The 21,021-nt window shown below is 67.2% G+C and carries 22 protein-coding genes; 12 read left to right on the top strand and 10 right to left on the bottom strand.

Features of this window, described 5'->3' with window-relative positions:
- Together ACGHN1_RS08115 and ACGHN1_RS08120 are read right to left on the bottom strand one after the other, a co-directional pair.
- Positions 1 to 1,014 carry a cysteine synthase A gene (locus tag ACGHN1_RS08115; protein ID WP_390550147.1) on the bottom strand — a complete coding sequence of 338 codons (1,014 nt, stop codon included), beginning with the start codon at positions 1,012 to 1,014 and terminating at the stop codon, positions 1 to 3.
- A gap of 10 nt (positions 1,015 to 1,024) precedes the next feature.
- Positions 1,025 to 1,342 carry a 2Fe-2S iron-sulfur cluster-binding protein gene (locus ACGHN1_RS08120; RefSeq protein ID WP_390550149.1) on the bottom strand — a complete coding sequence of 106 codons (318 nt, stop codon included), beginning with the start codon at positions 1,340 to 1,342 and terminating at the stop codon, positions 1,025 to 1,027.
- Positions 1,343 to 1,422: 80 nt separating this feature from the next.
- On the opposite strand from ACGHN1_RS08120, the gene ACGHN1_RS08125 reads away from it, so the two are divergent.
- Entirely contained in the window at positions 1,423 to 2,040 is a 618-nt protein-coding gene (locus ACGHN1_RS08125; protein WP_390550151.1) for a DNA-3-methyladenine glycosylase family protein, read from the top strand.
- 30 nt (positions 2,041 to 2,070) lie between these two features.
- Positions 2,071 to 2,877, top strand: a complete 807-nt coding sequence (locus ACGHN1_RS08130) for an SDR family oxidoreductase (protein ID WP_390550153.1) — start codon at positions 2,071 to 2,073, stop codon at positions 2,875 to 2,877.
- A 16-nt stretch (positions 2,878 to 2,893) separates the two neighbouring features.
- On the opposite strand, the gene ACGHN1_RS08135 is transcribed toward ACGHN1_RS08130, so the two are convergent.
- Complete coding sequence (locus ACGHN1_RS08135; protein ID WP_390550155.1) at positions 2,894 to 3,184, bottom strand: 4a-hydroxytetrahydrobiopterin dehydratase; 291 nt, start codon at positions 3,182 to 3,184, stop codon at positions 2,894 to 2,896.
- A 66-nt stretch (positions 3,185 to 3,250) separates the two neighbouring features.
- Here ACGHN1_RS08135 and ccmA point away from each other — a divergent pair, with 66 nt between their 5' ends.
- Together ccmA and ACGHN1_RS08145 are read left to right on the top strand one after the other, a co-directional pair.
- On the top strand, positions 3,251 to 3,832 hold the full coding sequence (gene ccmA, locus ACGHN1_RS08140) for a heme ABC exporter ATP-binding protein CcmA (protein WP_390550157.1): 582 nt from the start codon (positions 3,251 to 3,253) through the stop codon (positions 3,830 to 3,832).
- Entirely contained in the window at positions 3,829 to 4,482 is a 654-nt protein-coding gene (locus tag ACGHN1_RS08145) for a heme exporter protein CcmB (protein WP_390550159.1), read from the top strand. The genes ccmA and ACGHN1_RS08145 overlap by 4 nt, the downstream gene beginning before the upstream one ends.
- On the opposite strand, the gene ACGHN1_RS08150 is transcribed toward ACGHN1_RS08145, so the two are convergent.
- The 3 genes from ACGHN1_RS08150 to ACGHN1_RS08160 are packed head-to-tail and all read right to left on the bottom strand — an operon-like array spanning position 4,479 to position 6,469.
- Entirely contained in the window at positions 4,479 to 4,778 is a 300-nt protein-coding gene (locus ACGHN1_RS08150) for a hypothetical protein (RefSeq protein WP_390550161.1), read from the bottom strand. The genes ACGHN1_RS08145 and ACGHN1_RS08150 overlap by 4 nt on opposite strands.
- 16 nt (positions 4,779 to 4,794) lie before the next feature.
- Entirely contained in the window at positions 4,795 to 5,622 is an 828-nt protein-coding gene (gene map, locus ACGHN1_RS08155) for a type I methionyl aminopeptidase (RefSeq protein ID WP_390550163.1), read from the bottom strand.
- A 25-nt stretch (positions 5,623 to 5,647) separates the two neighbouring features.
- Positions 5,648 to 6,469 carry a DUF4163 domain-containing protein gene (locus tag ACGHN1_RS08160; RefSeq protein ID WP_390550165.1) on the bottom strand — a complete coding sequence of 274 codons (822 nt, stop codon included), beginning with the start codon at positions 6,467 to 6,469 and terminating at the stop codon, positions 5,648 to 5,650.
- Positions 6,470 to 6,514: 45 nt separating this feature from the next.
- Here ACGHN1_RS08160 and ACGHN1_RS08165 point away from each other — a divergent pair, with 45 nt between their 5' ends.
- The 5 genes from ACGHN1_RS08165 to glnA all read left to right on the top strand — a co-directional run bounded on the left by ACGHN1_RS08165 (position 6,515) and on the right by glnA (position 11,245).
- Positions 6,515 to 7,903, top strand: coding sequence for a leucyl aminopeptidase family protein (locus tag ACGHN1_RS08165; protein ID WP_390550167.1), 1,389 nt, complete (start codon positions 6,515 to 6,517; stop codon positions 7,901 to 7,903).
- Between the two features lie 63 nt (positions 7,904 to 7,966).
- Positions 7,967 to 8,335: a hypothetical protein gene (locus ACGHN1_RS08170; RefSeq protein WP_390550169.1), complete on the top strand. Its 369-nt coding sequence runs from the start codon at positions 7,967 to 7,969 to the stop codon at positions 8,333 to 8,335.
- Complete coding sequence (gene argC / locus ACGHN1_RS08175) at positions 8,325 to 9,263, top strand: N-acetyl-gamma-glutamyl-phosphate reductase (RefSeq protein ID WP_390550171.1); 939 nt, start codon at positions 8,325 to 8,327, stop codon at positions 9,261 to 9,263. Before ACGHN1_RS08170 ends, argC begins: the two co-directional genes overlap by 11 nt.
- Before the next feature lie 170 nt (positions 9,264 to 9,433).
- Complete coding sequence (locus tag ACGHN1_RS08180) at positions 9,434 to 9,772, top strand: P-II family nitrogen regulator (protein ID WP_390550173.1); 339 nt, start codon at positions 9,434 to 9,436, stop codon at positions 9,770 to 9,772.
- Positions 9,773 to 9,835: 63 nt separating this feature from the next.
- On the top strand, positions 9,836 to 11,245 hold the full coding sequence (gene glnA / locus ACGHN1_RS08185) for a type I glutamate--ammonia ligase (RefSeq protein ID WP_390550175.1): 1,410 nt from the start codon (positions 9,836 to 9,838) through the stop codon (positions 11,243 to 11,245).
- An 85-nt stretch (positions 11,246 to 11,330) separates the two neighbouring features.
- On the opposite strand, the gene ACGHN1_RS08190 is transcribed toward glnA, so the two are convergent.
- Together ACGHN1_RS08190 and ACGHN1_RS08195 are read right to left on the bottom strand one after the other, a co-directional pair.
- Positions 11,331 to 11,996: a hypothetical protein gene (locus ACGHN1_RS08190; protein ID WP_390550177.1), complete on the bottom strand. Its 666-nt coding sequence runs from the start codon at positions 11,994 to 11,996 to the stop codon at positions 11,331 to 11,333.
- On the bottom strand, positions 11,993 to 12,199 hold the full coding sequence (locus tag ACGHN1_RS08195; protein ID WP_390550179.1) for a helix-turn-helix transcriptional regulator: 207 nt from the start codon (positions 12,197 to 12,199) through the stop codon (positions 11,993 to 11,995). The genes ACGHN1_RS08190 and ACGHN1_RS08195 overlap by 4 nt, the downstream gene beginning before the upstream one ends.
- A 170-nt stretch (positions 12,200 to 12,369) precedes the next feature.
- Here ACGHN1_RS08195 and ACGHN1_RS08200 point away from each other — a divergent pair, with 170 nt between their 5' ends.
- From ACGHN1_RS08200 to ACGHN1_RS08210, 3 genes are all read left to right on the top strand, one after another.
- Positions 12,370 to 12,957 carry a lysozyme gene (locus ACGHN1_RS08200; RefSeq protein WP_390550181.1) on the top strand — a complete coding sequence of 196 codons (588 nt, stop codon included), beginning with the start codon at positions 12,370 to 12,372 and terminating at the stop codon, positions 12,955 to 12,957.
- A gap of 582 nt (positions 12,958 to 13,539) precedes the next feature.
- Positions 13,540 to 14,034: a hypothetical protein gene (locus ACGHN1_RS08205; protein WP_390550183.1), complete on the top strand. Its 495-nt coding sequence runs from the start codon at positions 13,540 to 13,542 to the stop codon at positions 14,032 to 14,034.
- A gap of 16 nt (positions 14,035 to 14,050) precedes the next feature.
- Positions 14,051 to 14,641: a fasciclin domain-containing protein gene (locus ACGHN1_RS08210; protein WP_390550185.1), complete on the top strand. Its 591-nt coding sequence runs from the start codon at positions 14,051 to 14,053 to the stop codon at positions 14,639 to 14,641.
- On the opposite strand, the gene ACGHN1_RS08215 is transcribed toward ACGHN1_RS08210, so the two are convergent.
- Entirely contained in the window at positions 14,635 to 18,900 is a 4,266-nt protein-coding gene (locus ACGHN1_RS08215; protein WP_390550187.1) for a translocation/assembly module TamB domain-containing protein, read from the bottom strand. The two genes, ACGHN1_RS08210 and ACGHN1_RS08215, sit on opposite strands and share 7 nt — an antisense overlap.
- Entirely contained in the window at positions 18,900 to 21,011 is a 2,112-nt protein-coding gene (locus ACGHN1_RS08220; protein WP_390550190.1) for an autotransporter assembly complex family protein, read from the bottom strand. The genes ACGHN1_RS08215 and ACGHN1_RS08220 overlap by 1 nt, the downstream gene beginning before the upstream one ends.
- Between the last annotated feature and the right edge of the window lie 10 nt (positions 21,012 to 21,021).

Raw genomic sequence — 21,021 nt, forward strand, 5'->3', positions numbered from 1 at the left:
TCAATCCCGATCGAGCCAATCGAACACCGGCAGGCCCTTGGCGCGCAGCCATTCCGGATCGTAAAGCGTGGAAAGATAACGAAAACCGCTGTCGCACAGCACAGTCGCGACGCGCGGGGCCCGGCGCCCATCGGCGACGAGTTTGCGGCCCAGCGCCACCGCCCCGGCGACGTTTATGCCGCTGGAAAGCCCGAGGCACAGTCCTTCCTCCTGGAGCAGTTTCCCGACCCAGTGCAGCCCCTCCTCGTCCGCAATGCGAAACTGCGTGTCGATCGGCGCGCCTTGGAGATTGCCGGTGATCCGCCCCTGGCCGATCCCCTCGGCGACCGAGGAACCTTCGGAGGCCAGCTCGCCGCAGGCATAGTAATTGTAGAGCGCCGCGCCATGCGGGTCGGTAAGCGCGATCACGCAGTCCCGATCGAAAGCCTTCAGCCCCATGCCCACGCCGGCGATGGTCCCGCCGGTGCCCGCGGCGCAGGTGAACCCGTCGATCCGGCCGTCGAGCTGCGCCCAGAGCTCGGCCGCGGTCCCCTCGATATGCGCCTTGCGGTTGGCGGTGTTGTCGAACTGGTTGGCCCAGACCGCGCCCTCGGTCTCTTCCGCCAGGCGGCGGCTGGTGTGGACGAAATGGGCCGGATCGGCGAACTTCGTCGGCGGCACGGTGACCAATTCGGCCCCGAGCGCGCGCAGCGTCTGCATCTTCTCGCGCGACTGGTTGTCGGGCATGACGATAATCGTGCGATAGCCCAGCGCATTGGCGACCAGGGCGATGCCGATGCCGGTATTGCCCGCAGTGCCTTCCACCACCGTGCCGCCCGGCTTCAGCAGGCCCCGCGCCTCCGCATCGCGGACGATGTACAGCGCCGCGCGGTCCTTCACCGAACCGCCGGGATTGGCGAATTCGCACTTGCCGAAGATGTCGCAGCCCGCGGCGGCGCTGGGCCCGGCGAGACGGACCAGCGGCGTGTTGCCGATCAGCGCGAGCGTGTCCTCGACCGGGCCGGCTGCCGACACCTCGGCGCCCTCAGTCTTCCGGAGCGATGGTGACCTTCAGCCCGTCGAGATCGGCGGTGAAGGGGATCTGGCAACCGAGGCGCGAGGTGGCGTTGCGGTGATCGGTCGATTCCAGCAGGTCGTCCTCGTCCTCGCTCATTGCCGGCAAGCGGTCCGCGAAGGCCGGATCGACATGGACGTGGCAGGTGGCGCAGGAACAGCACCCGCCGCACAGCGCCAGCAGCTCGTCGAAACCGTTGTCGCGGATCGCTTCCATGACCGTCAGGCCATCCTCGACCTCGATCTCGGAGGTTTCGCCTTCGCGGGTGGTGACGGTCAGTTTGGGCATGGCAGAAACGAGGCTTCCAATGGTTTTGCAGTCGCCGCGCTGCTAGGGCGCAAGCCCTTTCATTGCAAGAAGGCAGGGTTGTGGGACTGACCGCAGAACAGATCCGCACCGGGATCGACGCCGCCGCCGCCGGGGAACCCAGGATCGCCGCCGCGCTGGCCCGCACCGGCTATCCCGAGCCGCGCATGCGCGAGACCGGCCACATGACCATGCTGCGCACCATCGTCGGCCAGCAGGTCTCCGTCGCGTCCGCCTCTTCCGTGTGGGGCAAGCTGGAGGCGGAGCTCGGCAAGGATTTCGCGCCGCAGGAATTGCTGGCGCGGGATTTCGACCAGCTGCGCGCCTGCGGGCTCTCGCGTCAGAAGCAGGGCTACGCCCGGTCGCTGTGCGAGCTGGTGGCGAAGGGCGAGGTCGATTTCGATGCGCTGCCGGAAGACGACGAGGACGCCATCGCCGAACTCACCAAAATCAAGGGGATCGGCCGCTGGTCCGCCGAGATATATCTGCTCTTTGCCGAAGGGCGGCCCGACATCTGGCCCGCCGGCGACCTCGCCGTGCAGGAAGGGGTGGCGCGGCTGCTGGAGCTCGATGCGCGGCCCGACGAAAAACAGACCCGCGCGCTGGCCGAAGGTTGGCGGCCCCATCGCGGGGCGATGGCGATTTTCACTTGGCACGTCTACGCGAACCCTGCACTCTGAACGGGTAGCAATTCGAAACGGAGAGGGACATTGGGGGAACGCAAGGCAATCTTCATCACCGGCGGCGCGTCGGGGATCGGACGGGCGATCGCGCTGCGCTTCGGGCGCGAGGGCTGGTTCGTCGGTCTCGGCGATGTCGACGAGCACGGCATGCTGGCGACCGAGGACATGATCGGCCACGGCTTCGTGTTCCACCACAAGTTCGACGTCCGCGACCGTGCGGCGTGGGACGAGGCGCTCGAGGGCTTCTCCATCGCCACCGGCGGCCGGATCGACGTGCTGGCGAACAATGCCGGCATTCCGCTCGGCGGCGCGCTCGAGGACAACGGCGCCGAGGAGATCGAGCGCTGCCTCGACATCAATCTCAAGGGCGTGCTCTGGGGTGCGCAGGCGGTGCTGCCCTATCTCAAGAAATCCGCGCCGGGCAGCGCGCTGGTCAACACTGCGAGCGCGGCGGGGATCTACGGCACCGGCGGCGCGTCTGTCTATTCGGCGACCAAGTTCGGCGTGCGCGGGATGACCGAAAGCCTCGACGCCGAGTGGGCGGAACACAGCATCAAGGTCGCCAGCATCTGTCCCAGTTTCATCGAGACGCCGCTGCTCGACCATTCGCCCAACAAGGGCAGCAATGAATCGATCCGCCAGCGGGTCGCCGCGGCGGGGCTGGAACTGACCAGCGCCGACGACGTCGCCCAGGCCGTCTGGGACGCGGTCCATGGCGACAGGCTCCACTGGCTGGTGGGGAAGACCGCGCGGCAGGTCGCCTTCGGGGCGAAATGGCTGCCGGGCCGGGTGCGCAAGCGGGCCAAGGCCTTCACCCGCCCGATGGGGGAATGACGGCCGGGGCGCGCGCTCAGACCAGCTTGTCGATCGCCTTGGCCATGTTGACGTCGCGCAAGCTGAGGCCGCCCGCATCATGGGTGGTCAGCGTCACCTCGACCTTGTTGTAGACGTTGAACCATTCGGGATGGTGGTCGCGCTTTTCGGCCATCAGCGCGACGCGGTTCATGAACGCCCAGGCCTCGGAAAAATCGGCGAACTCGAAGGTCCGCTCGATCGCCTTGTCCTCACGCGTCAGCGACCATTTCTTGAGCGCACGCATCCAGCTCGCGCGTTCGTCCGCGTTCAGTTCCTCGACCGGCATCGCTCGTTCCTCGTAGCTCGTGGGGCAGCTTGTTCGATGCGGGCCTTTTGCCTAAGCGCTCTTGCCATGCAAGCCCGCCTCGCCGCGACCGACCTCGCCTGCCGTCGCGGCGACCGGCTGCTGTTCCGCGGACTGTCGCTCGCGTTCGGCCCGGGCGAGGCGCTGCATGTGACGGGCGCGAACGGCGTGGGCAAGTCGAGCCTGATCCGCATCCTCGCCGGCCTCCTGCGGCCCTTCGCCGGGTCCGTGTCGCGCGAGGGGAGAGTAGGCCTGGTCGACGAGCGGCTGGCGCTCGACGAGAGCGTGCCACTGGGCCCCGCGCTCGATTTCTGGCGCCGGCTCGATGGGCATGGTGACGCGGCGGCACACCGCGAACAACTCGCCCTCACCGACCTGCTCGACGTTCCGGTGCGCTACCTCTCGACCGGCCAGCGCAAACGCGCGGCGCTGGCGCGGCTGCTGGCGAGCGAGGCTCCGGTGTGGCTGCTGGACGAGCCGCTCAACGGGCTCGACAGCGAAGCGAAGTCGGTGGCGGAGACGCTGATCGCCCGGCACTGCGAGGACGGAGGCGTCTGTCTCGTCGCCTCGCACCAGCCGATCGCGCTCCCCGGCGGGCGGACCCTGCCGCTGGCGGAGTTCGCCGCGTGATCGCGACACTCCTCCGCCGCGATCTCGCGACGCTGCTCCCCGGCGGACGGCGCGGCGGGACCTTGCTGCCGCTGCTGTTCTTCCTCGCCGTGGCGATGCTGTTCCCCTTCGCGGTGGGGCCGCAGCCGGACCTGCTGGCGCGCACCGGCGGCGGAGTGATCTGGGTGGCGGCGCTGCTCGCGGCGATCCTTCCCCTAGAGAGATTGGTGACGGGCGATCTCGAGAACGGCGTGTTCGACCAGCTGCATCTGCGCGGCGTGTCCGAGGAACTGGCGATGGCCAGCCGCATGATCGCCCATTGGCTCGCCTTCGCCCCGCTGCTGCTGCTCGCCGCCCTGCCCGCCGCCGCTTTGCTCAACTTGGGCGGCGAGACGCTGCGCCGCCTGCTGCTCGGCCTCCTCGCGGGCACCCCCGGCCTCGCCGCCATCGGCCTCGCCATCGCCGCGCTGACTGCGAGCCTGCGGGGCGGCGCCGCGCTCGCCGGACTGATGGTGATCCCGCTCGCCGTACCGATCCTGATCTTCGGCGCCGGCGCGCTCTCGCGGCCCGATACGGCGGGACTGGCGCTGACGGCGGCGATCAGCTTGGGGTTATGTGCGGTTGCGCCGTTCGCGGCGGGCGCGGCGATAAGGGCGGCGCGGGAGAGTTAGCCAGCGTCGGGCGGAAGCCGTTTCATCAGCCCGTCTGAGAAGTAGGCAAAGGTCTTGTCTGGGTTGGCTTTTGAAATCTCTTTCGTAAGTAACAACCCTTGCTCGTCGAGCTCCGTTACCTTGTCGACAGGAAACCCGGCAAAGTGAGCTTGCTCATAGAATTTCTGCCATTGGTTCAGATGCTCCAAGGCCGCACCTGAGATTCCAATGCTAGTCGGATCGACATAGCCGCCATTGACCGCATCTCGGATACCCGTGCCTGACAGCATGCCGTCAATGAGGAAGTCGACAGTCATTGAGCTCTTTAGCCCATCAATAATAAGGCGGCTGGTGCAATCCCTTGGGGCTCGCCGTGAAGATCTCGTTGCCCGTTTCGGTGATGCCGATCGAATGCTCGAACTGGGCGGAGAGGCTCTTGTCGCGGGTCACGGCGGTCCAGCCGTCGCTCAGCACCTTGGCGTGGGGTTTGCCGAGGTTGATCATCGGTTCGATGGTAAAGAACATACCAGGCTTCAGCTCCGGCCCCGTCCCGGCGCGGGCGGCGTGGATCACTTCGGGCGCGTCGTGGAACAGGCGGCCGAGGCCGTGGCCGCAGAATTCGCGGACCACTCCATAGCGGAACTGCCGCGCATGCGCCTCGATCGCCGCGCCGATATCGCCGAGCCGCGCGCCGGGCTGCGCCGCCTCGATGCCGAGCATCAGGCATTCGTAGGTGACATCGACCAGCCGCCTGGCCTTCAGCGGCACGTCGCCGACGAAGAACATCCGGCTGGTGTCGCCATGCCAGCCGTCGAGCAGCGGGGTGACGTCGACATTGACGATGTCGCCTTCCTTCAGCGCCTTCTCGCTCGGAATCCCGTGGCAGATCACATGGTTGACCGAGATGCAGCAGCTGTGCGCGTAGCCGCGATAGCCCATCGTCGCGGGCACCGCGCCCGCCGCCAGCGTCAGCTCGCGCACCCGGTCGTCGATCGCCGCGGTGGTGACGCCGGGCGCGACCATGGTGGCGATGTCGTCGAGGATGCTGGCGGCGAGTTGCCCTGCGCGGCGCATCCCCTCGAACCCTTCGGGCCCGTGGAGCTTGATGGACCCGTCGCGGTAGACGGTCTCGTCGGCTTCGATCAGCTGATATTCGGTCATCGCGGGAATGTAGCGATTGTGTGCGCTATTTGCGAGCGCCGAGCGAGAAGGCATCGACATATTCCGGCTTGACCGCGTCGATCACCGCGGTGTCGACTGGCAGGGTGACCTCGTAGGACCCTTCGGCGTAGGAGCCGGCGACATAGGGATCCGCGATCACGCCGATCCGGTCGAATGTGCGGCCGTTCGACGAGCCCGGAAGCACCGTGAGCTCGTCGATCCCCGGGCAGTCGCCGAAATATTCGTCGTCGGGGTCGACGGGCTCGCCCCGCCGTTCCTCGCGCTCGGCGTTGAGCGCCGCGCAATAGCGCCGCGAGATCGCACCGTAGAGACCGCCCGGACTGCGGAACAGATCGGTCGCCGCCAGCCGCTGTCCCGCCTCGCGATCCCAGACCAGGCTCCGGGTCCCGTAATTGCCGTGCGCGCCTCCGGTGTAGACCGAGAAACCGGCGCTGAGGCTGAGGAAGCGCGGCAGGTCGGCGACCACCTGCCATTCGGTTTCGGCGCTGCGGGTGCGGCAGGGATCGCAATCCTCGGGCGAATCGGCCTGCGCCGCCTCGTATTCCGCCTTCTGCTCGGCGAGCGCCTTGTCGCGTTCGGCGGCAAGCTCGGCGGCCAGCGGTTCGATCGCGCTGACTTCCGCGGGCCAGGAATAGGCGAACATGCGCTCGGCGACCCCCTCCCCAGTGTTGTCGACGAAGGCGACCGCCTCGGCCGCCTCGGCCTCGGCCCCATCCGGCGCGCTTGCCTGGCTCCGTTCGACCCCGACCTCGTTCTCGATCTCGTCGGCGGAGGAACAGGCGGTGCTGGACAGGAGGGCGGCGATCAGGAACAGGCTGCGGGGCATAGGATTACCTTGGCAAAGAACAAGCAGGACGGGGCAGACAGAATTATGGCCGACAGCGAACCGCTAATCCAGCCCGATCGCGGGCAGGAAGCGATTGCCATCCATCTCGTGAACAAGGACGGCTTCGGCGCCTGGGCGAAATCGCTCAACGCGGGCCAGCGTGCGGCGCTGGAAGCGCAGAGATTCGACGGCGGCGGTTATCAGACCGGCATCGTTCCCGACGGCGACGGCTGGTTCGCGGTCGGCGGCGTCGCCGATCCGGACAAGCTTTCGAGCTGGTGCCTCGCCAAGCTGGCCGAGGCGCTTCCGCAGGGCACCTATCGTCTCGAAGGCCGCGATCCGGGCCCCGCACTCCATGGCTGGCAGACCGCACAGCATGTCTTCGACCGTTACAAGAAGCCGGAGAAGCCCGTCGGTCCGCGCGTCCTCGTGACCAGGGAGACGGGCCGGATCGACGCCGCGATCGCCGAAGCCAAGGCGGTCTGCCTGGTCCGCGACCTGGTCAACACGCCGGGCGAGGACATGGGGCCCGCCACGCTGGAGGCACAGGCGGAGGCACTCGCCAAATCGCACAAGGCCGAATTGACGGTGGTCCGCGGCGACACGCTGGAGCAGGATTACCCGATGGTCCATGCCGTCGGCCGGGCGGCCGCACGCAGCCATGCGCCGCGGCTGCTGCACCTGACCTGGGGCAAGCCGGGCGATCCGGTGCTGGCGGTTGTCGGAAAGGGGGTCTGCTTCGATTCCGGCGGGCTCGACGTCAAGAGCGCCAACGGTATGCTGCTGATGAAGAAGGACATGGGCGGCGCGGCCCATGCGCTGGCGCTCGGCGGATTGATCATGGGTGCCGGCCTGCCGGTGCGGCTCCACCTGCTGGTGCCGGCGGTCGAGAATGCCATCGCGGGCAACGCCTTCCGCCCCGGCGACGTGCTGAGGAGCCGCAAGGGACTGACGGTCGAGATCGGCAACACCGATGCCGAGGGGCGGCTGATCCTGGGCGATGCACTGACAAGGGCTAGCGAGGAGAACCCCGACCTCATCATCGACTTCGCCACGCTGACCGGCGCGGCGCGGGTTGCGCTGGGCCCGGAACTCCCCGCCCTGATGACTCGCCGGGACGAGACCGCGCAGGCGCTTGTCGAGGCGGGCAAGGCGCATGACGATCAGCCCTGGCGCCTTCCCCTGCCCGAAGCCTATGGCGAGTGGCTGGCTTCCGACATCGCCGATACAAACAACGCCCACGGCAACGCCTTTGCCGGGGCCAGCGTCGCCGGGCTGTTCCTCGACAAATTCGTGGGAGACGGGATCGATTGGGCCCATTTCGACACCTACGCCTGGCGACCCACGGCCAAGCCAGGGCGGCCCAAGGGCGGCGAGGCCTATGGCCTGCGCGCCGCATGGCACATGCTCCGGGCGCGATATTCCGGGACCTAGGCGGGAGCGCGACTTGCCGGGGGACCGACCCCCCGCTAAGCGCGGCGCGAACCGACAACAGGGGTGAGCAAGCGCCAGGTGAGCGTGCCGATCGATTACCAACTACCGGATGATGGCGTCGGCCTGACCGACCCGGTCGAACGGCCCGCGGCCGGAACGCTGCCCCTGCGCGGCGACCTCGCGCATATCGCCCTCGCAGGCCGATATCTGTGTGCGCATTACGTGATCCCCACCCATCGTACGATCGGTAGCGCCGGGTCGCATATGCGCCTGTCGCCGCGCGAGGAAGCCGAAGAGGTCGAACGGCTCGCCGGCGGTTCCAGCATCGAGGTACTGGACTATTCCGGCGCCTGGGCCTGGGTCGCCCGCGGGCCCGAGGGACCGAGCGGCTATGTCCCTACCGGCGATCTTGCGAGCCACGATGGCGCATAGGATCTTCGTCGACGGCGCAGCGGGGACCACGGGGCTCGAAATCCTCGATCGGCTGGAGGAGCGCGAGGAATTCGAACTCCTGCGGCTCGATCCTTCCCGGCGCAAGGATGCGGCGGCGCGGCGCGAAGCCTTGAACGAGGCCGACGTGGCCATCCTCTGCCTGCCCGACGATGCCGCCAGGGAGGCCGTCGAACTGATCGACCCGGCACAAGGAACACGGGTCATCGACGCTTCCAGCGCGCACCGCACCGCGGAGGGCTGGTGCTACGGTTTCCCCGAACTCGTCGGTTCCGAGCGCGTCGCCCAAGCGCGGCGGGTGAGCAATCCGGGGTGCTATCCGACGGGTTTCCTCGGCCTCGTCGTGCCGCTGCTGCGGGCCGGACTGCTGCCCGCCGACTGGCCCTTCACCGTCAATGCCGTCAGCGGCTATTCGGGCGGCGGCAAGGCACTCATCGAGCGGTTCGAGGCCGATGGCGCGCCCGCCTTCCGGGCCTACGGTTTCGACATGGCGCACAAGCACCGGGCCGAGATGAAGGCCCACGCCGGGCTCGAACACGATGTGATCTTCGCCCCCGCCGTGGTGCCCGCCTATCGCGGCATGATCCTCGAGGTTCCGCTGCACCTCGGCGCCATGGAGGGCGAGCCGACGCCCGATGCCCTGCGCGATGTGCTGAGGGAGTTCTACGAGGGCTCCAAGGTCGTCTCCGTTCGTCCGGACAGCGATGTCCTCGAGCTCCTCCTGGAACGCGATGCAGTGCCCTCCGACAAACTCGAGCTTTTCGTCTTCGGGAATACCGAGAGCGGACATGCCCGCCTCGTCGCGCGGCTCGACAATCTCGGCAAGGGAGCCAGCGGCGCCGCGGTCCAGAACCTCAACCTCATGTGCGACCTGCCCGCGACCAGCGGGTTGAGGCTGCCCGAAAATTAGGCAGAGGGAGCCACGAAAATGAGCAATCCTTTCCGTGCGCGCCCTTCCCTCCCCGGCAAAAACGGCCCATGCTCTTGGCATGATTCTTGGAACGCGTGTGGGCGCGAAGACGTAAACCCGGACGGGGGCTTCCCGACCACGAGATATTCAGAAACGGAAATGCCAGCGACGTGAAAAAGATCGAAGCGATCATCAAGCCCTTCAAGCTCGACGAGGTGAAGGAGGCTCTGCACGAAATCGGCGTTTCCGGCATCACCGTGACCGAAGCCAAGGGCTTCGGCCGGCAGAAGGGCCACACCGAACTCTACCGCGGCGCGGAATATGTCGTGGACTTCCTGCCCAAGGTGAAGCTCGAGGTCGTGGTCGGCGACGATTTGGCCGAGCGCACCGTGGAGGCCATCGCCGCCGCCGCGCAGACCGGCCGTATCGGCGACGGGAAGATTTTCGTCAGCACCATCGAAAGCGCACTTCGCATCCGCACCGGCGAAAAGGACGACGCCGCGATCTGACTTCGCGGGCCCGGCACAAGCCCGGCCCACACCCGATCCACTCAATCCCTACGGAGACCGAAAATGGCAAAAGCAGGCGACATCATCAAACGCATCAAGGACGAGGACATCGAGTGGGTCGACCTGCGCTTCACCGATCCCAAGGGCAAGTGGCAGCACCTGACCATGGTCGCCAAAATCCTGACCGAAGACGAGTTCGAGGACGGACTGATGTTCGACGGTTCCTCGATCGCCGGCTGGAAGGTGATCAACGAGAGCGACATGATCTTGAAGCCCGATCTCGAGCGGGTCTATGTCGATCCGTTCAGCGCCGAACCGATGATGATCGTCTTCTGCGACATCGTCGAACCCTCGACCGGCGAATGGTACGCGCGCGATCCGCGCACCACCGCCAAGCGCGCCGAGGCCTACATGAAGTCTGTCGGCGTGGGCGACACGGTCTATGTCGGCCCCGAGGCGGAGTTCTTCATGTTCGACGATGTGCGTTTCGAGGATGGCTACGCCGCCTCGGGCTACGCGATCGACGACATCGAGTTGCCGACCAATGGCGGACGCGAATACGAGGCCGGCAACATGGCCCACCGTCCCCGCGCGAAGGGTGGCTATTTCCCCGTCGCCCCGGTCGACAGCGCGGTCGACATCCGCGGCGAGATGGTCTCGACAATGATCGAGATGGGCCTCAATTGCGACAAGCACCACCACGAGGTCGCGGCCGCGCAGCACGAGCTGGGCCTGACCTTCTCGACCCTGGTCGAGACCGCCGACAACATGCAGATCTACAAGTATGTCGTGCATCAGGTCGCGCATGCCTACGGCAAGACCGCGACCTTCATGCCCAAGCCGATCAAGGACGACAACGGGTCGGGCATGCACACCCACATGTCGATCTGGGACAACGGCAAGCCGACCTTCGCCGGCAACGGCTATGCCGGCCTGTCCGACAACTGCCTGTATTACATCGGGGGCGTCATCAAGCACGCCAAGGCGTTGAACGCCTTCACCAATCCGACCACCAACAGCTACAAGCGGCTGGTCCCGGGTTTCGAGGCGCCGGTGCTGCTGGCATACTCCGCGCGCAACCGGTCGGCGTCCTGCCGCATCCCCTATGGCGCGGGCGAGAAGGCGAAGCGGGTCGAGTTCCGCTTCCCCGATGCGATGGCCAATCCCTACCTCGCCTATTCGGCGCTACTGATGGCCGGGCTCGATGGGATTCAGAACAAGATCCATCCCGGCGAGGCGATGGACAAGAACCTCTACGACCTGCCCCCGGCCGAGCTCGCCGACGTGCCGACCGTATGCGGTTCGCTGCGCGAGGCGCTGGAGGCGCTCGAAGCCGACCACGAATTCCTGCTCAAGGGCGATGTCTTCACCAAGGACCAGATCGACGCCTATGCCGAGCTGAAGTGGGAAGAGGTCCTGCGGGTCGAAACCACGCCATGCGCGGTCGAATACGACATGTACTACAGTTCCTGACGCGCAACCCGCGCGCCGGAAGGCGGAACGAAGAAAGGGGCACACGGCGCGAACCGGGTGCCCCTTTTTTGTGGCGGGACGACGTTCAGCCCGCGCGGACCATTCCCCGCCGGACGATCACGACGAAGCAGGCCAGCAGCATGAACCCGCCGAACATGCTCAACCAGTCGATCGGGCTCGGGCCGGCGACCATTTCGAGATGGGAGAGCAATGCCCATCCCCCGCCGAACATCACCGACAGGTAAAATGCGAGGACCACCGATTCCGAAGAAACAGTTCGCATCAATTCGTCGACGTGACGCCGCTGGCGGTGACCGGCATACCAGGCAAGAGCGAACGACACGACGATCCCGGCAAGGGCCCAGGGCGCTGGGATCGTTCCGGCCGGAGCCGCGAAGGCGGCGAACATGAAGACCGCGGCGATCGCGAACGTGCCTGCTGTGCTCCAAACCAGCATCGCGCGCATCTCGCCGATTTCCGCCGCATCCTCGACATTGAGCAGACGCGCCCCGATCCCGGGCGATAGGAGCCCCAAACCCACCACTGCAGCCGACAGAAGGTAGATCAGGCCAACCAGCGCTGCGATTTCCCGCGAAGGGTCGAGCGTTCCAAGCGCCCCGCTGCCCATCAGCGTCAGGAGTCCCAGGGCCCCAAAAAATCCGGCTATCGCGCCAGTGCCTACCTTGAAGGCGAGCGAACCCCACCTGGTCGTCTGCGAAGCGCCTCGAGGCGCCTGTTCGATCTGCATCATTCTTTCGGCTCCCACTCATCGAGGAAAAGGTCCGGCACCGCCACGTCGAAGAGTTTCGCCATGCGCAGTGCCAGCGGCAGGGAGGGATCGTATTTGTCGGTCTCGACCGCATTGACGGTCTGCCGCGAAACACCGAGCCTGCGGGCGAGTTCGCCCTGGCTCCAAGCCTTCGCTTCGCGGTGCGTTCTCACCCGATTGTTCAACCCGAATCACTCCGTTTCCTGTAAAGCCCTCTTTACAGTAAAGAGTTCTTGTCAGTCAAGAGGTCTTGTCACCCCTCTAGAGCACCCCGGAAGCCTCGAGAGAAAGCATTTTCCTACACACGCATTTCCGGCCTAGTTCGCCTGCCTCAATCTCCCGTCGAGGCCCGCCGATGAACCGCAAGCCCCTGTTCGATTACCTCCGCCGCCTGATCGGACGCCCGTTCCGGCAGAGCGAGGTGGACAGGATCGACGACGCTCTCGATGCCGCGCTTGGCGCAAGGCCCGAAGTGCAAAGTGGGCATCGCATCGGACCCGAAGGCGTCGAACTCATCAAGAGCTTCGAAGGTTGCGCAAGGGTGCGAAATGATGACCTGGTCGAGGCCTATCCCGATCCGGGCACCGGCGGGGCACCCTGGACCATCGGCTGGGGTGCTACCGGCGCCGGCATCGGTCCGGCGACGGTCTGGACGCGCGAACGGTGCGATGCGCGGCTGGAGGAAGATCTCGAGCGATACGCGGCCGAAGTGATCGAAGCTCTCGATGGCGCGCCGACCTCACAGGCGCAATTCGATGCGCTGGTGAGCTTCCACTACAACACCGGGGCCATCGCCCGCGCTACCCTGACGCGCAGGCACAGAGCGGGCGATCACGCGGGTGCCGCGGGCGAGTTCGCCCGGTGGAAGCACGCCGGTGGTCGGGTCCTCAGGGGACTGGTCCGCCGCCGCGCGGCAGAGGCGGCCCTCTACCGATCCGGATGACGCGACCCGGCCCCTCGCGTTGGCGCCAGTGCGACGATTGGTGGAACCGCTCTGCCGGGATTCCGTTGCTCCATGCACAGGAGTTAACAAATGAAGTATTTGGCGATAGGCGCCGCGGCCTTCGCCATGATGGTCGGATCATCGCTTCCGGCTCAGGAGAAAGGCCGCGGCAACGAGAAAGGCCGGCCGGGATCGCCTCCCGCAGCGCAGAAGGGTCCGGCAGCCACTCCGGATCGACCGCCAGAGAAGGGTCGGCAACCGGGATGGTCTCCCGAACGCCAGGACGAAAGGCGCCCTCCCGATAGTCGTGTGCCCTCGCGCGGCGATGCAGATATGAAACGGCCGGACCAGCGCCCAGCTGCGAAATCAGCCGCACGCCCCCCGGACGGCCCGCCATCGCATCGAGGCTCTTCCCGGGATTTTCGGGGTGATCGTGTGCATTATCCCGCCGCCCACGTTGGTCGTGGCGAAGTATTTTCTTTGCACCGAGCCCGGACAAACCTGATTTCCGGCTGTCCTCCCGGTCTCGCGGCGAGACGGAACGGCTGCACACCGCCCGGCCAGGTCCGCGACCGGCGCACCGTGTTCGGCACCAGCTACCGCCCGCGATATTTCGGCTACAGCGGTTTCGACGACGGGCCCTATTATTACGACGACGGATACCTCCTCCAGCTCGGAAACGATGGCGGCATCGCCAGCTATCTGCCTCTGCTGGGCGGGGCACTGGCGCTCGGGAATATCTGGCCCAAATCCTACGAAAGTTACCGGGTGCCGGACTATTACGTCGATTATTACGGGCTCGGTGGGCCGGAAAGCTATCGTTACGCCGACGATGTGATCTACCGGGTCGATCCCGGGACATCGGCGATCCAGTCGATCGCCGCCTTGCTTACCGGCGACGAATTCGTGGTCGGGCAGCCGGCCCCGGCCGGCTACGACGTCTACAACGTGCCCTATTCGCAGCGCGACCGCTATTACGACACCCCGCAAGCCCAATACCGCTATTCGGACGGCTATGTTTACGAGATCGACCCGACGACACAGATCGTGTCGGCTGCCATCGACCTTCTGGGCTGAGGAGAGAATGGCCAGGATGACTTCCCCCAAACCGATGAGAGCCTTGGCGACGCTGGGCATGACCGCAATCATGCTGTGGGCCTGCGGTCCGGTGGCGACCGATGCGGATAACGGCGAGACCGCGACAGTCGAGGACAGCAACGACACGCTGGCGGGTGTGCTGGGCAATATGGAAGATTCCGATCGAATCCGCGAGGCGGTGGAGGAATCAGGCCTGTCTTCCCTGATGGACGGCTCCGGTATCTACACGCTACTCGCGCCCGAAGACGCGGCGTTCGAGGCGCTGGGCGCACGGGGCGATCTGCTGCTCGAGGAAGGACAGCGCCCGATGCTGGTCGGCGTGCTGCGCGAGCACATCTTGCCGGGCCATGTTACCCCGGAGGCGATCGCCACGGCCATCGAGCAGCAGGACGGCGCAGTCGAAATGACCACCTACGGGGGTGGCACCGTGACCTTCTCGCGCGAAGAAGAGGCGATTACGATCACCGACAGCAGTGGCGCTTCGGCGCGCTTTGCCGGCCCCGCACTCGCCGCCAGCAACGGCACCGTCATTCCGATCGATACCGTGCTCGTCCCCGAAGCCGAAACGCCGCTTACGGGTCAGTAGTCCCGACTGGCTTCGGCGACGATGCTCTCGCGGCCGATGGTGGAAATCGAAGCCAGGAGCGAAAGCCAGCTGGTCACCCGGAACTCGACTTCGGTCGCGCTGTAGCCGCGGCCGTCGGTGATCAGCTCGACATAGAACCGGCGCCCGAAATTCTTGCCCAGCGCCACGCCCGTCCCGCGATTGAGCGCCGGGTCGGCCGAGACGATCCGCAGGCGGTCGAGGCCGATGGCGCTGCGCAGCTGGTTGATCGGGTCGAGCCCGCCCCCGCCGCGCAGGCTCGCCAGCGCCGCCCCCAGTTGCAGCGCGTCGGTCGCCGAGAGCGAGGTGATCGAGCCACCGAACAGCAGCCGCGCGAGGATTTCTTCCTCGGGCAGCGCCGGGGTCGAGGTGAAGGATACCTCCGGCTCCTGGGCATTGCCGCCGACGCGGACTTCGACGTCGATCCCGTCCGCCTCGGTCTCGGCGCGGATGTCGAGCCGGGGATCGATGGGTTCGTTCTCGTCGAATTCGATCAGCCCGCGCGTGATCTCGAACCGGGTTCCCGCGAAGCTGTAGGAACCGCGAACGACCTCCGCCTCGCCGCCGATGCGGGGATCGGCGGTGGTGCCGCGCAGGATGATATCCGCCCCCCATTCGCTGTCGAGGCCCATGCCATCGACGTCGATCCGGCTCGGGCCGCGCGCGTTGATCAGATAGCGCCAAGGGCGGCTCGCCGTGGCTTCGGGGCTGACGTCGTCGGGACGGTTGACCTCGCGGGTGCTGATGCGCGGCAGGCGCATGTCCTCGGCGGCGGTGCCGAGCCGCCAGCTGGCCCGGTCGATCCGCACCCGCCCCGCGATGGTCCCGCCCAATCCATTCGAGACGATCCGCAAAGGCCCGGTGATCGTGGCGCTGAGACCGTTGGCGTTGAGAAGCCGCGCGTTCTTGGCCGAGGCCCTGAGATCGAGCGTCGGCCCGCGGACCTCGGTGAAGCGGCCCTCGACCCGCTCGCCCAGGCCCTGCAGGTCGACGATGCCGCTGCCGCTGACCGTCCCGCCGTTGGCCGTCGAGCCAGCAAAGCGGGTCAGCCGCAGCCGCGAGCCGGAGAACCGGCCGCGCGCGGTGACGTCGCGCACATCGGTGCCCGACAGCGAGCTGCGCACCCGCAGGTCATCGCTCGCCATCGATCCGCGCACCTGTGGATTGGCGAGCGATCCGGTGGCATCGGCGGCGACCGACACCGGTCCGGTGAGGTCGAAGGCATCGACGGCGGCGAGGCGCCACAGACTCTCCGCCGCGCCCTGATAGCGCAATTGGGCGTCGAGCCGCCCCGCCCGCAGGCGCTGCACCAGGTCCCCGCTTCGCGGCAGGCCAGTGATGCTCGCCTGAATCCGGCCTCGGCGGATGTCCTCGTTCTGCAGCACCGCGCGGGCGACAAGCGAATCCTCGTCCAGCTCTCCGACCAACGCGAGATCGACCGGACGCGAGGACAGGACCAGCCCGGAGCGCGTCAGATCGTCGACCTTCACCCGCGCCGTCCCCCGGGGTAGCCCGCCCGGGCCGACACCGTACTCGATGATCCCCGAGATAGTCCCGCCGAGACCGAGATCGCCTGCCGCGACGTCGACCAGCGACAACGGCATCCCGGCCAGACGCAGGTCGAGCGCGGTCCGCCCGCCGCCAAAGCGACCGCTGGCGATCAGGCCGCCGTCGCCGTAATTGAGCTGGCTGCGCGCCAGCTGCCAGCCGCCGTCGTCGAGCCGGGTGAGCACCGCGCGCCGCGGCATCGAAATGCGATTGCCGGCGAATTGCCCGCGCGCCGCGAGCGCGATCCGTTCGGGCGTGATTCCGGCGTTGAGGTCGAGCCGGAAGCTGCCACCCCGACGGCCGGCGACCGACGCATCGACTTGGCCGACCCCGTTGCGCAACTGACCCTGCGCGGCGAAGCGACCGAGGAACAGCGTGCCGTAACTCAGTCCCGCGCCCCGCGCCGTGCCGGAAAAGGTGGTGTTGCCCTCGGCAATCAGGCCCTCGGCTTCGATGTTCGCGCGCGCGATGGTGATCGGCGAAGTTCCGCCGAAGCGCGCATTGCGCGCCCGCAACGCGATGTCGACACCCTGGCCGGACCCGCGCGGCTGGAGGGCAATCGTGCCGTCGAGCCCGCCGCCCGAGAGCGCCAGATCGCCCGCGACCCCGCCGTCGAGAAGGGTGAGATCGCCGCGCACCTGCGTGTCGGTCACCGTCAGCAGTTCGATGTCGATACGCGTCGGCCCGCCTGCAGGGACATAGAGACCCAGCAACCCGTCGAAGGGGCCGAGCAGCGACTGACCCTCGGTCTCGATGCGAAAACCCTCGTCGGTCGGCGAGATCGCGACGCGGACGTCGCGCAGGTCCGCGGCAGGCAGGGGATCGGCGAAGACCAGCACGGCATTGGGCCCACTGTCGTCGAGCGCCGCCTCGATGGTGAAAGGCCCGTATTCGACGTGACGGCCCGACCCGGCGATCGTCGTGCGCCCGTCCTCGACCCGTCCGTCGAGCCGGGCGGTGAGCCGGCTCGCGGCGATGGAGAAATCATTGAACACCAGCGGAATGTTGGCGCCGATGCGGATACCGCCCCGCAGGCGGATCGGATCGCCGGCGAGGTTGGCGACGGTGTCGTTGCTGACCGGCGAGATCTGCGCCGCGACATTGGCGCGCATTTGCCAAGGGGTCGCACCGCCCAGCGTCAGATCGATGCGGGCCGAGCCGTCGGTCCGTCCGACCTGATCGAGCACCAGCTGCCGCGCGCGCACGTCTCCGGTGACGCGGTAGGTGCCGGCGGAAAGGTCGCCGCGAAGCGCCAGCGCGGCCGTCGTGTTGGGAAAGGCGATGCGGAGATCGTCAGACAGCAGCCGGTCGCCCGCGAGCACGATCTCGCCATCGAGCCGGCCGCGCACCAGCCGCGGGTCGAGCAGATCGTTGCCGGTCGCGACCCGCTCCACCGTGGCCGCCAGCGGCAACCGCCAGCGCGACCCGTCGTAAATGGCGATGCCGCGCTGGGTCAGCCCGGCGAGTTCGGTGTCGCCGCTGACCAGCCGTTCGAGCTGGAGCGTATGTTCGATCGTCAGGTCGTCGAAACTGCCGCCGGCGGTGGCCAGCAGGCGCGCGTCCTCGATCAGCAGGCCGTCGCCGAACAGCGCCGGATCGGTCAGCCGCGCATCGAGCGAGAGGGTCTCGACCCGGTTGTCGGCAAGGTCGATCAGGCCCTCGGCATCGATGGCGAGCGCCCGGCCGCGCAGGGCGTATTCGCCGTCGAACCGGCGGTCCTCGATCGTCGCCTCGGCCTTCAGCGCCACCGTCTCGCCCAGCGCCGAACCGAGCGTGCCGCCGAGCAGGCCACCCGGATCGATCTCGCCGAGCAGGCCGAAGCGGCCCGACCGGTTGGTTATCTTCAGGGCGGCGAAGCGCTCGTCCTCGCGCCGCACCACCAGCGCCCCGTCCCAGCGGGTCCAGGTCCCGTCGCCGACGATCCGCGCGCGATAGGCTTCGTCCAGCCCGAGCAGGCCGGCGAGTGCCCCGTCGGCGCTGGCCCGGTAGTCGAGCCCGAGATCGAAGACATCGCCGTCGGGTTCGGCGTCGATGTTGAAGGCGAAGCGGTCGTCCGACCCCAGCGAGCCGCGCGATGCGACCATAAGCCGCCGGTCCTCGACCTGCATTTCCGCCAGCAGATCGACCGTCTGCGGCGCATCGCCGGCGATCCCCGCCGCGAGCGTGAGATTGTCGATCTCGAGCCGGTCCACGGAAATGTCGAAGCCGGGCAGGATCGGCCCGTCCTCCTTGCTCGGAAGAAATTCCGGAATGCGCGTGAGCGTTGCGCGGCGCGCGGCGAACTCGTCGATCTCCAGGCGGTTGCTGAGCCAGGCTCCGGGGTTCCAGTCGACCTCTGCGCGCGGAATGGTGAGGAACTGCCCTTGCGGATCGGACAGGACCACATCGTGCAGCACCGCCCGGCCATAGAGATTGCCCTCGATCCGGCCGATGCGGATGTTGAGCCCGTTGGGCAGCGTGGTCGCGGCGATCCGGCTGGCGAGGAAGCGCTCGCCGATCGGCGTGTTGAGCAGCACCGCCGCCCCGGCAACGAGCAGCACCAAAGCTGCGACGATCCCGAGCGTCCATTTTCCGACCTTGCCCAGTCGTCCGAACACGCGCGAACGGCGGCGCGGTTCGCGCTCGGACTCGCTGTCAAACGCGCCATCAAGCTCGCCGTCCGGCAGATCGTCGGTCTCGCCCTCGCCCGCCATCAGAAGGCCTGCCCGAGCGAGACGTAGACCGCCACCGGCGAATCGTCCGGATCGGGGTTGAGCGGCACCCCGACATCGACGCGGATCGGCCCGAAACCGGTCGCGTAACGCACGCCGATACCGGCGCCGATCTTGATTTCGTCGAAGTCCGGAGTGACCGACGGGCTGACCGAGCCGGCATCGACGAAGGGCACCACCGACAGCGCACCGTCGAAGAAGCCGGTGCGGATGCGCGCCTCCGCCGCAACCTCGACCAACGAGCGCCCGCCCGAGGGCTCGCCGAGCGCATTTGTCGGGCCGATCTCGCGGAAGCCGTAACCGCGGACCGAGCCGCCGCCGCCGGCATAGAAGCGCCGCGACGGGGCGATAGCCTGAAGCGGCGCGCCGGGAATCATCCCGTAGGTCACCCGCCCGGCGAGAACCACGCGGTCGTTGATCTGCTGGTAATAGCTGCCGTCGGTCTGGGCGCGCAGATAGAAGCTCTGCATGCCGTTGCTACGCGAAACCTCGGGCGAAAGCCGCGCCGAGAGCCTGAAGCCGCGTGTCGGATCGAGCAGATCATCGCTGGTGTCGAGCTGCGTGTAGAGGGGAAGTGCGGCGACGAAGAAGGTCTGGCGCGGCTGAACCACGCCGTTCACCACCGGCGGCCGCTCGTCGGTGGCGACCAGCTCGATCCCCGCCGACCAGCTCAGCGGCTTCTGGAAAAGCAAGGTCGAGAGCCGTTCGTAATTGGCGATCAGCGAGACGGTATTGGCGTCGAATGCGGGGCTGTCGATCGTGGTGGCGAAGGCATCGACCGTGAGCACCCGGTCGCGGCCGCGGAAATTGTTCTTGCGGAAGGTCACTCCGGCGAGCTGCTCCTGGGTCCCGGCGATCCCGCGCAGCCGGAGCGAGCCTTCGGGCGGGAAGAGATTGCGGTGCTCCCAGCTCGCCTGGATGCGGAAGCCCTCTTCCGAACCGTAGCCGATGGCCCCGGCGATGGTCCGAAGCTCGGCTCGCTCGACGGCGACGTCCATCGCCACCACCCCCGGCTCGTCCCCTTGCGGCGGCTGAACCTCGCGCGGGGTCACCGTGACCGACGAGACCAGCCCGGTGGCGGTGATCGCGCGGCGCAGATCGAACTGGAGGCTTCGCTGATAGACATCGCCGGGATCGAAACGGGCGATTGTCGAGAAATGACGGCCGGAGAGGAAACGCGGATCGTTGCTGGTGACCTCGCCGAAGACGTATTTGCCGTTAGGTTCGACCGCCAGCGTCAGATCGCCCTCGGTCCGCTCGTGATCGATCAGCAGCTGCGGCGCGTCGATCGCTGCGAAGGGATAGCCGGTTTCGCCCAGCATGCGGTCGAGATCGAATTGTTCTTCCACGATCTTGTCGCTGTTGAGCGGATCGCCGGGCTGGATCTCGAAACTGTCTCGCAGGACGCCCGCGTCCGGCGCGCTCGCCAGATTGCCGAGATCGATCGCACCGTAGGTGAACCGTTCGCCGGGGATGATGTCGAAACGCACCACCGGCCGGGTCTCGGACCGGTCCTCGCCGGGTTCGACCCCGCCGATGCTGCGCACGATGCGTCCGTCGTAATAGCCGTAGACCCGCAGCAGCTCGCCCAGCAGTTCCTCGTCCTCGCGGGCGCGCGCGGCCAGCTGGGCGAGATTGTCCTCGTCGCTGTCGAGTTCGCGGATCGTCGAGAGCGCTGCGAAACGCTCGATGAAATCGCCGTCTTCGGTGAATGGCGGTTCGAGCTGGGGGAAGCCGAGGATCAGCTCGTCGGTGATCTGCCGGGTCTCCGCATCCGCGAAGGTCACTTCCGGCCCGGCGATGTCCAGATCGGCAAACTCGATGTCCTCCTCGGGCTCGAGGGAATCGAGCGGCGGCAGTTCGATCTCGTCCGGCCAGGCCAGAGTTTCGCCCGGCAGCGGGCCGATCGGCGTGTCCGGTTCGATTTCCGGTGCGACCTCCTCGATCTCACCTTCCACGCCCTGCTGGGCCCAGTCGTCGGGGTTCTCCACCGCGCTGTCGGGAATCAGGTCCTCGAGCCTGGGAGGCGCAGTATCCTGGGCCAGGACGAGAGCCGAATGCGCCAGCGCCAGGACGCCGACAGCGGATTTCAAGGAATTGCGG

Source organism: Qipengyuania sp. MTN3-11 (genome assembly GCF_042851825.1).
In the GTDB taxonomy this organism is placed as follows: Bacteria; Pseudomonadota; Alphaproteobacteria; order Sphingomonadales; family Sphingomonadaceae; genus Qipengyuania.

Bases quoted from the DNA above. Each gene is read 5' to 3' on its own strand.
- ACGHN1_RS08190 (WP_390550177.1), bottom strand. From the start codon at position 11,996: ATGATGCAGATCGAACAGGCGCCTCGAGGCGCTTCGCAGACGACCAGG.
- ACGHN1_RS08135 (WP_390550155.1), bottom strand. From the start codon at position 3,184: ATGCCGGTCGAGGAACTGAACGCGGACGAACGCGCGAGCTGGATGCGT.
- ACGHN1_RS08200 (WP_390550181.1), top strand. From the start codon at position 12,370: ATGAACCGCAAGCCCCTGTTCGATTACCTCCGCCGCCTGATCGGACGC.
- ACGHN1_RS08165 (WP_390550167.1), top strand. From the start codon at position 6,515: ATGGCCGACAGCGAACCGCTAATCCAGCCCGATCGCGGGCAGGAAGCG.
- map (WP_390550163.1), bottom strand. From the start codon at position 5,622: ATGACCGAATATCAGCTGATCGAAGCCGACGAGACCGTCTACCGCGAC.
- ACGHN1_RS08210 (WP_390550185.1), top strand. From the start codon at position 14,051: ATGACTTCCCCCAAACCGATGAGAGCCTTGGCGACGCTGGGCATGACC.
- ACGHN1_RS08160 (WP_390550165.1), bottom strand. From the start codon at position 6,469: ATGCCCCGCAGCCTGTTCCTGATCGCCGCCCTCCTGTCCAGCACCGCC.
- argC (WP_390550171.1), top strand. From the start codon at position 8,325: ATGGCGCATAGGATCTTCGTCGACGGCGCAGCGGGGACCACGGGGCTC.
- ACGHN1_RS08215 (WP_390550187.1), bottom strand. From the start codon at position 18,900: ATGGCGGGCGAGGGCGAGACCGACGATCTGCCGGACGGCGAGCTTGAT.
- glnA (WP_390550175.1), top strand. From the start codon at position 9,836: ATGGCAAAAGCAGGCGACATCATCAAACGCATCAAGGACGAGGACATC.
- ACGHN1_RS08120 (WP_390550149.1), bottom strand. From the start codon at position 1,342: ATGCCCAAACTGACCGTCACCACCCGCGAAGGCGAAACCTCCGAGATC.
- ccmA (WP_390550157.1), top strand. From the start codon at position 3,251: ATGCAAGCCCGCCTCGCCGCGACCGACCTCGCCTGCCGTCGCGGCGAC.
- ACGHN1_RS08150 (WP_390550161.1), bottom strand. From the start codon at position 4,778: ATGACTGTCGACTTCCTCATTGACGGCATGCTGTCAGGCACGGGTATC.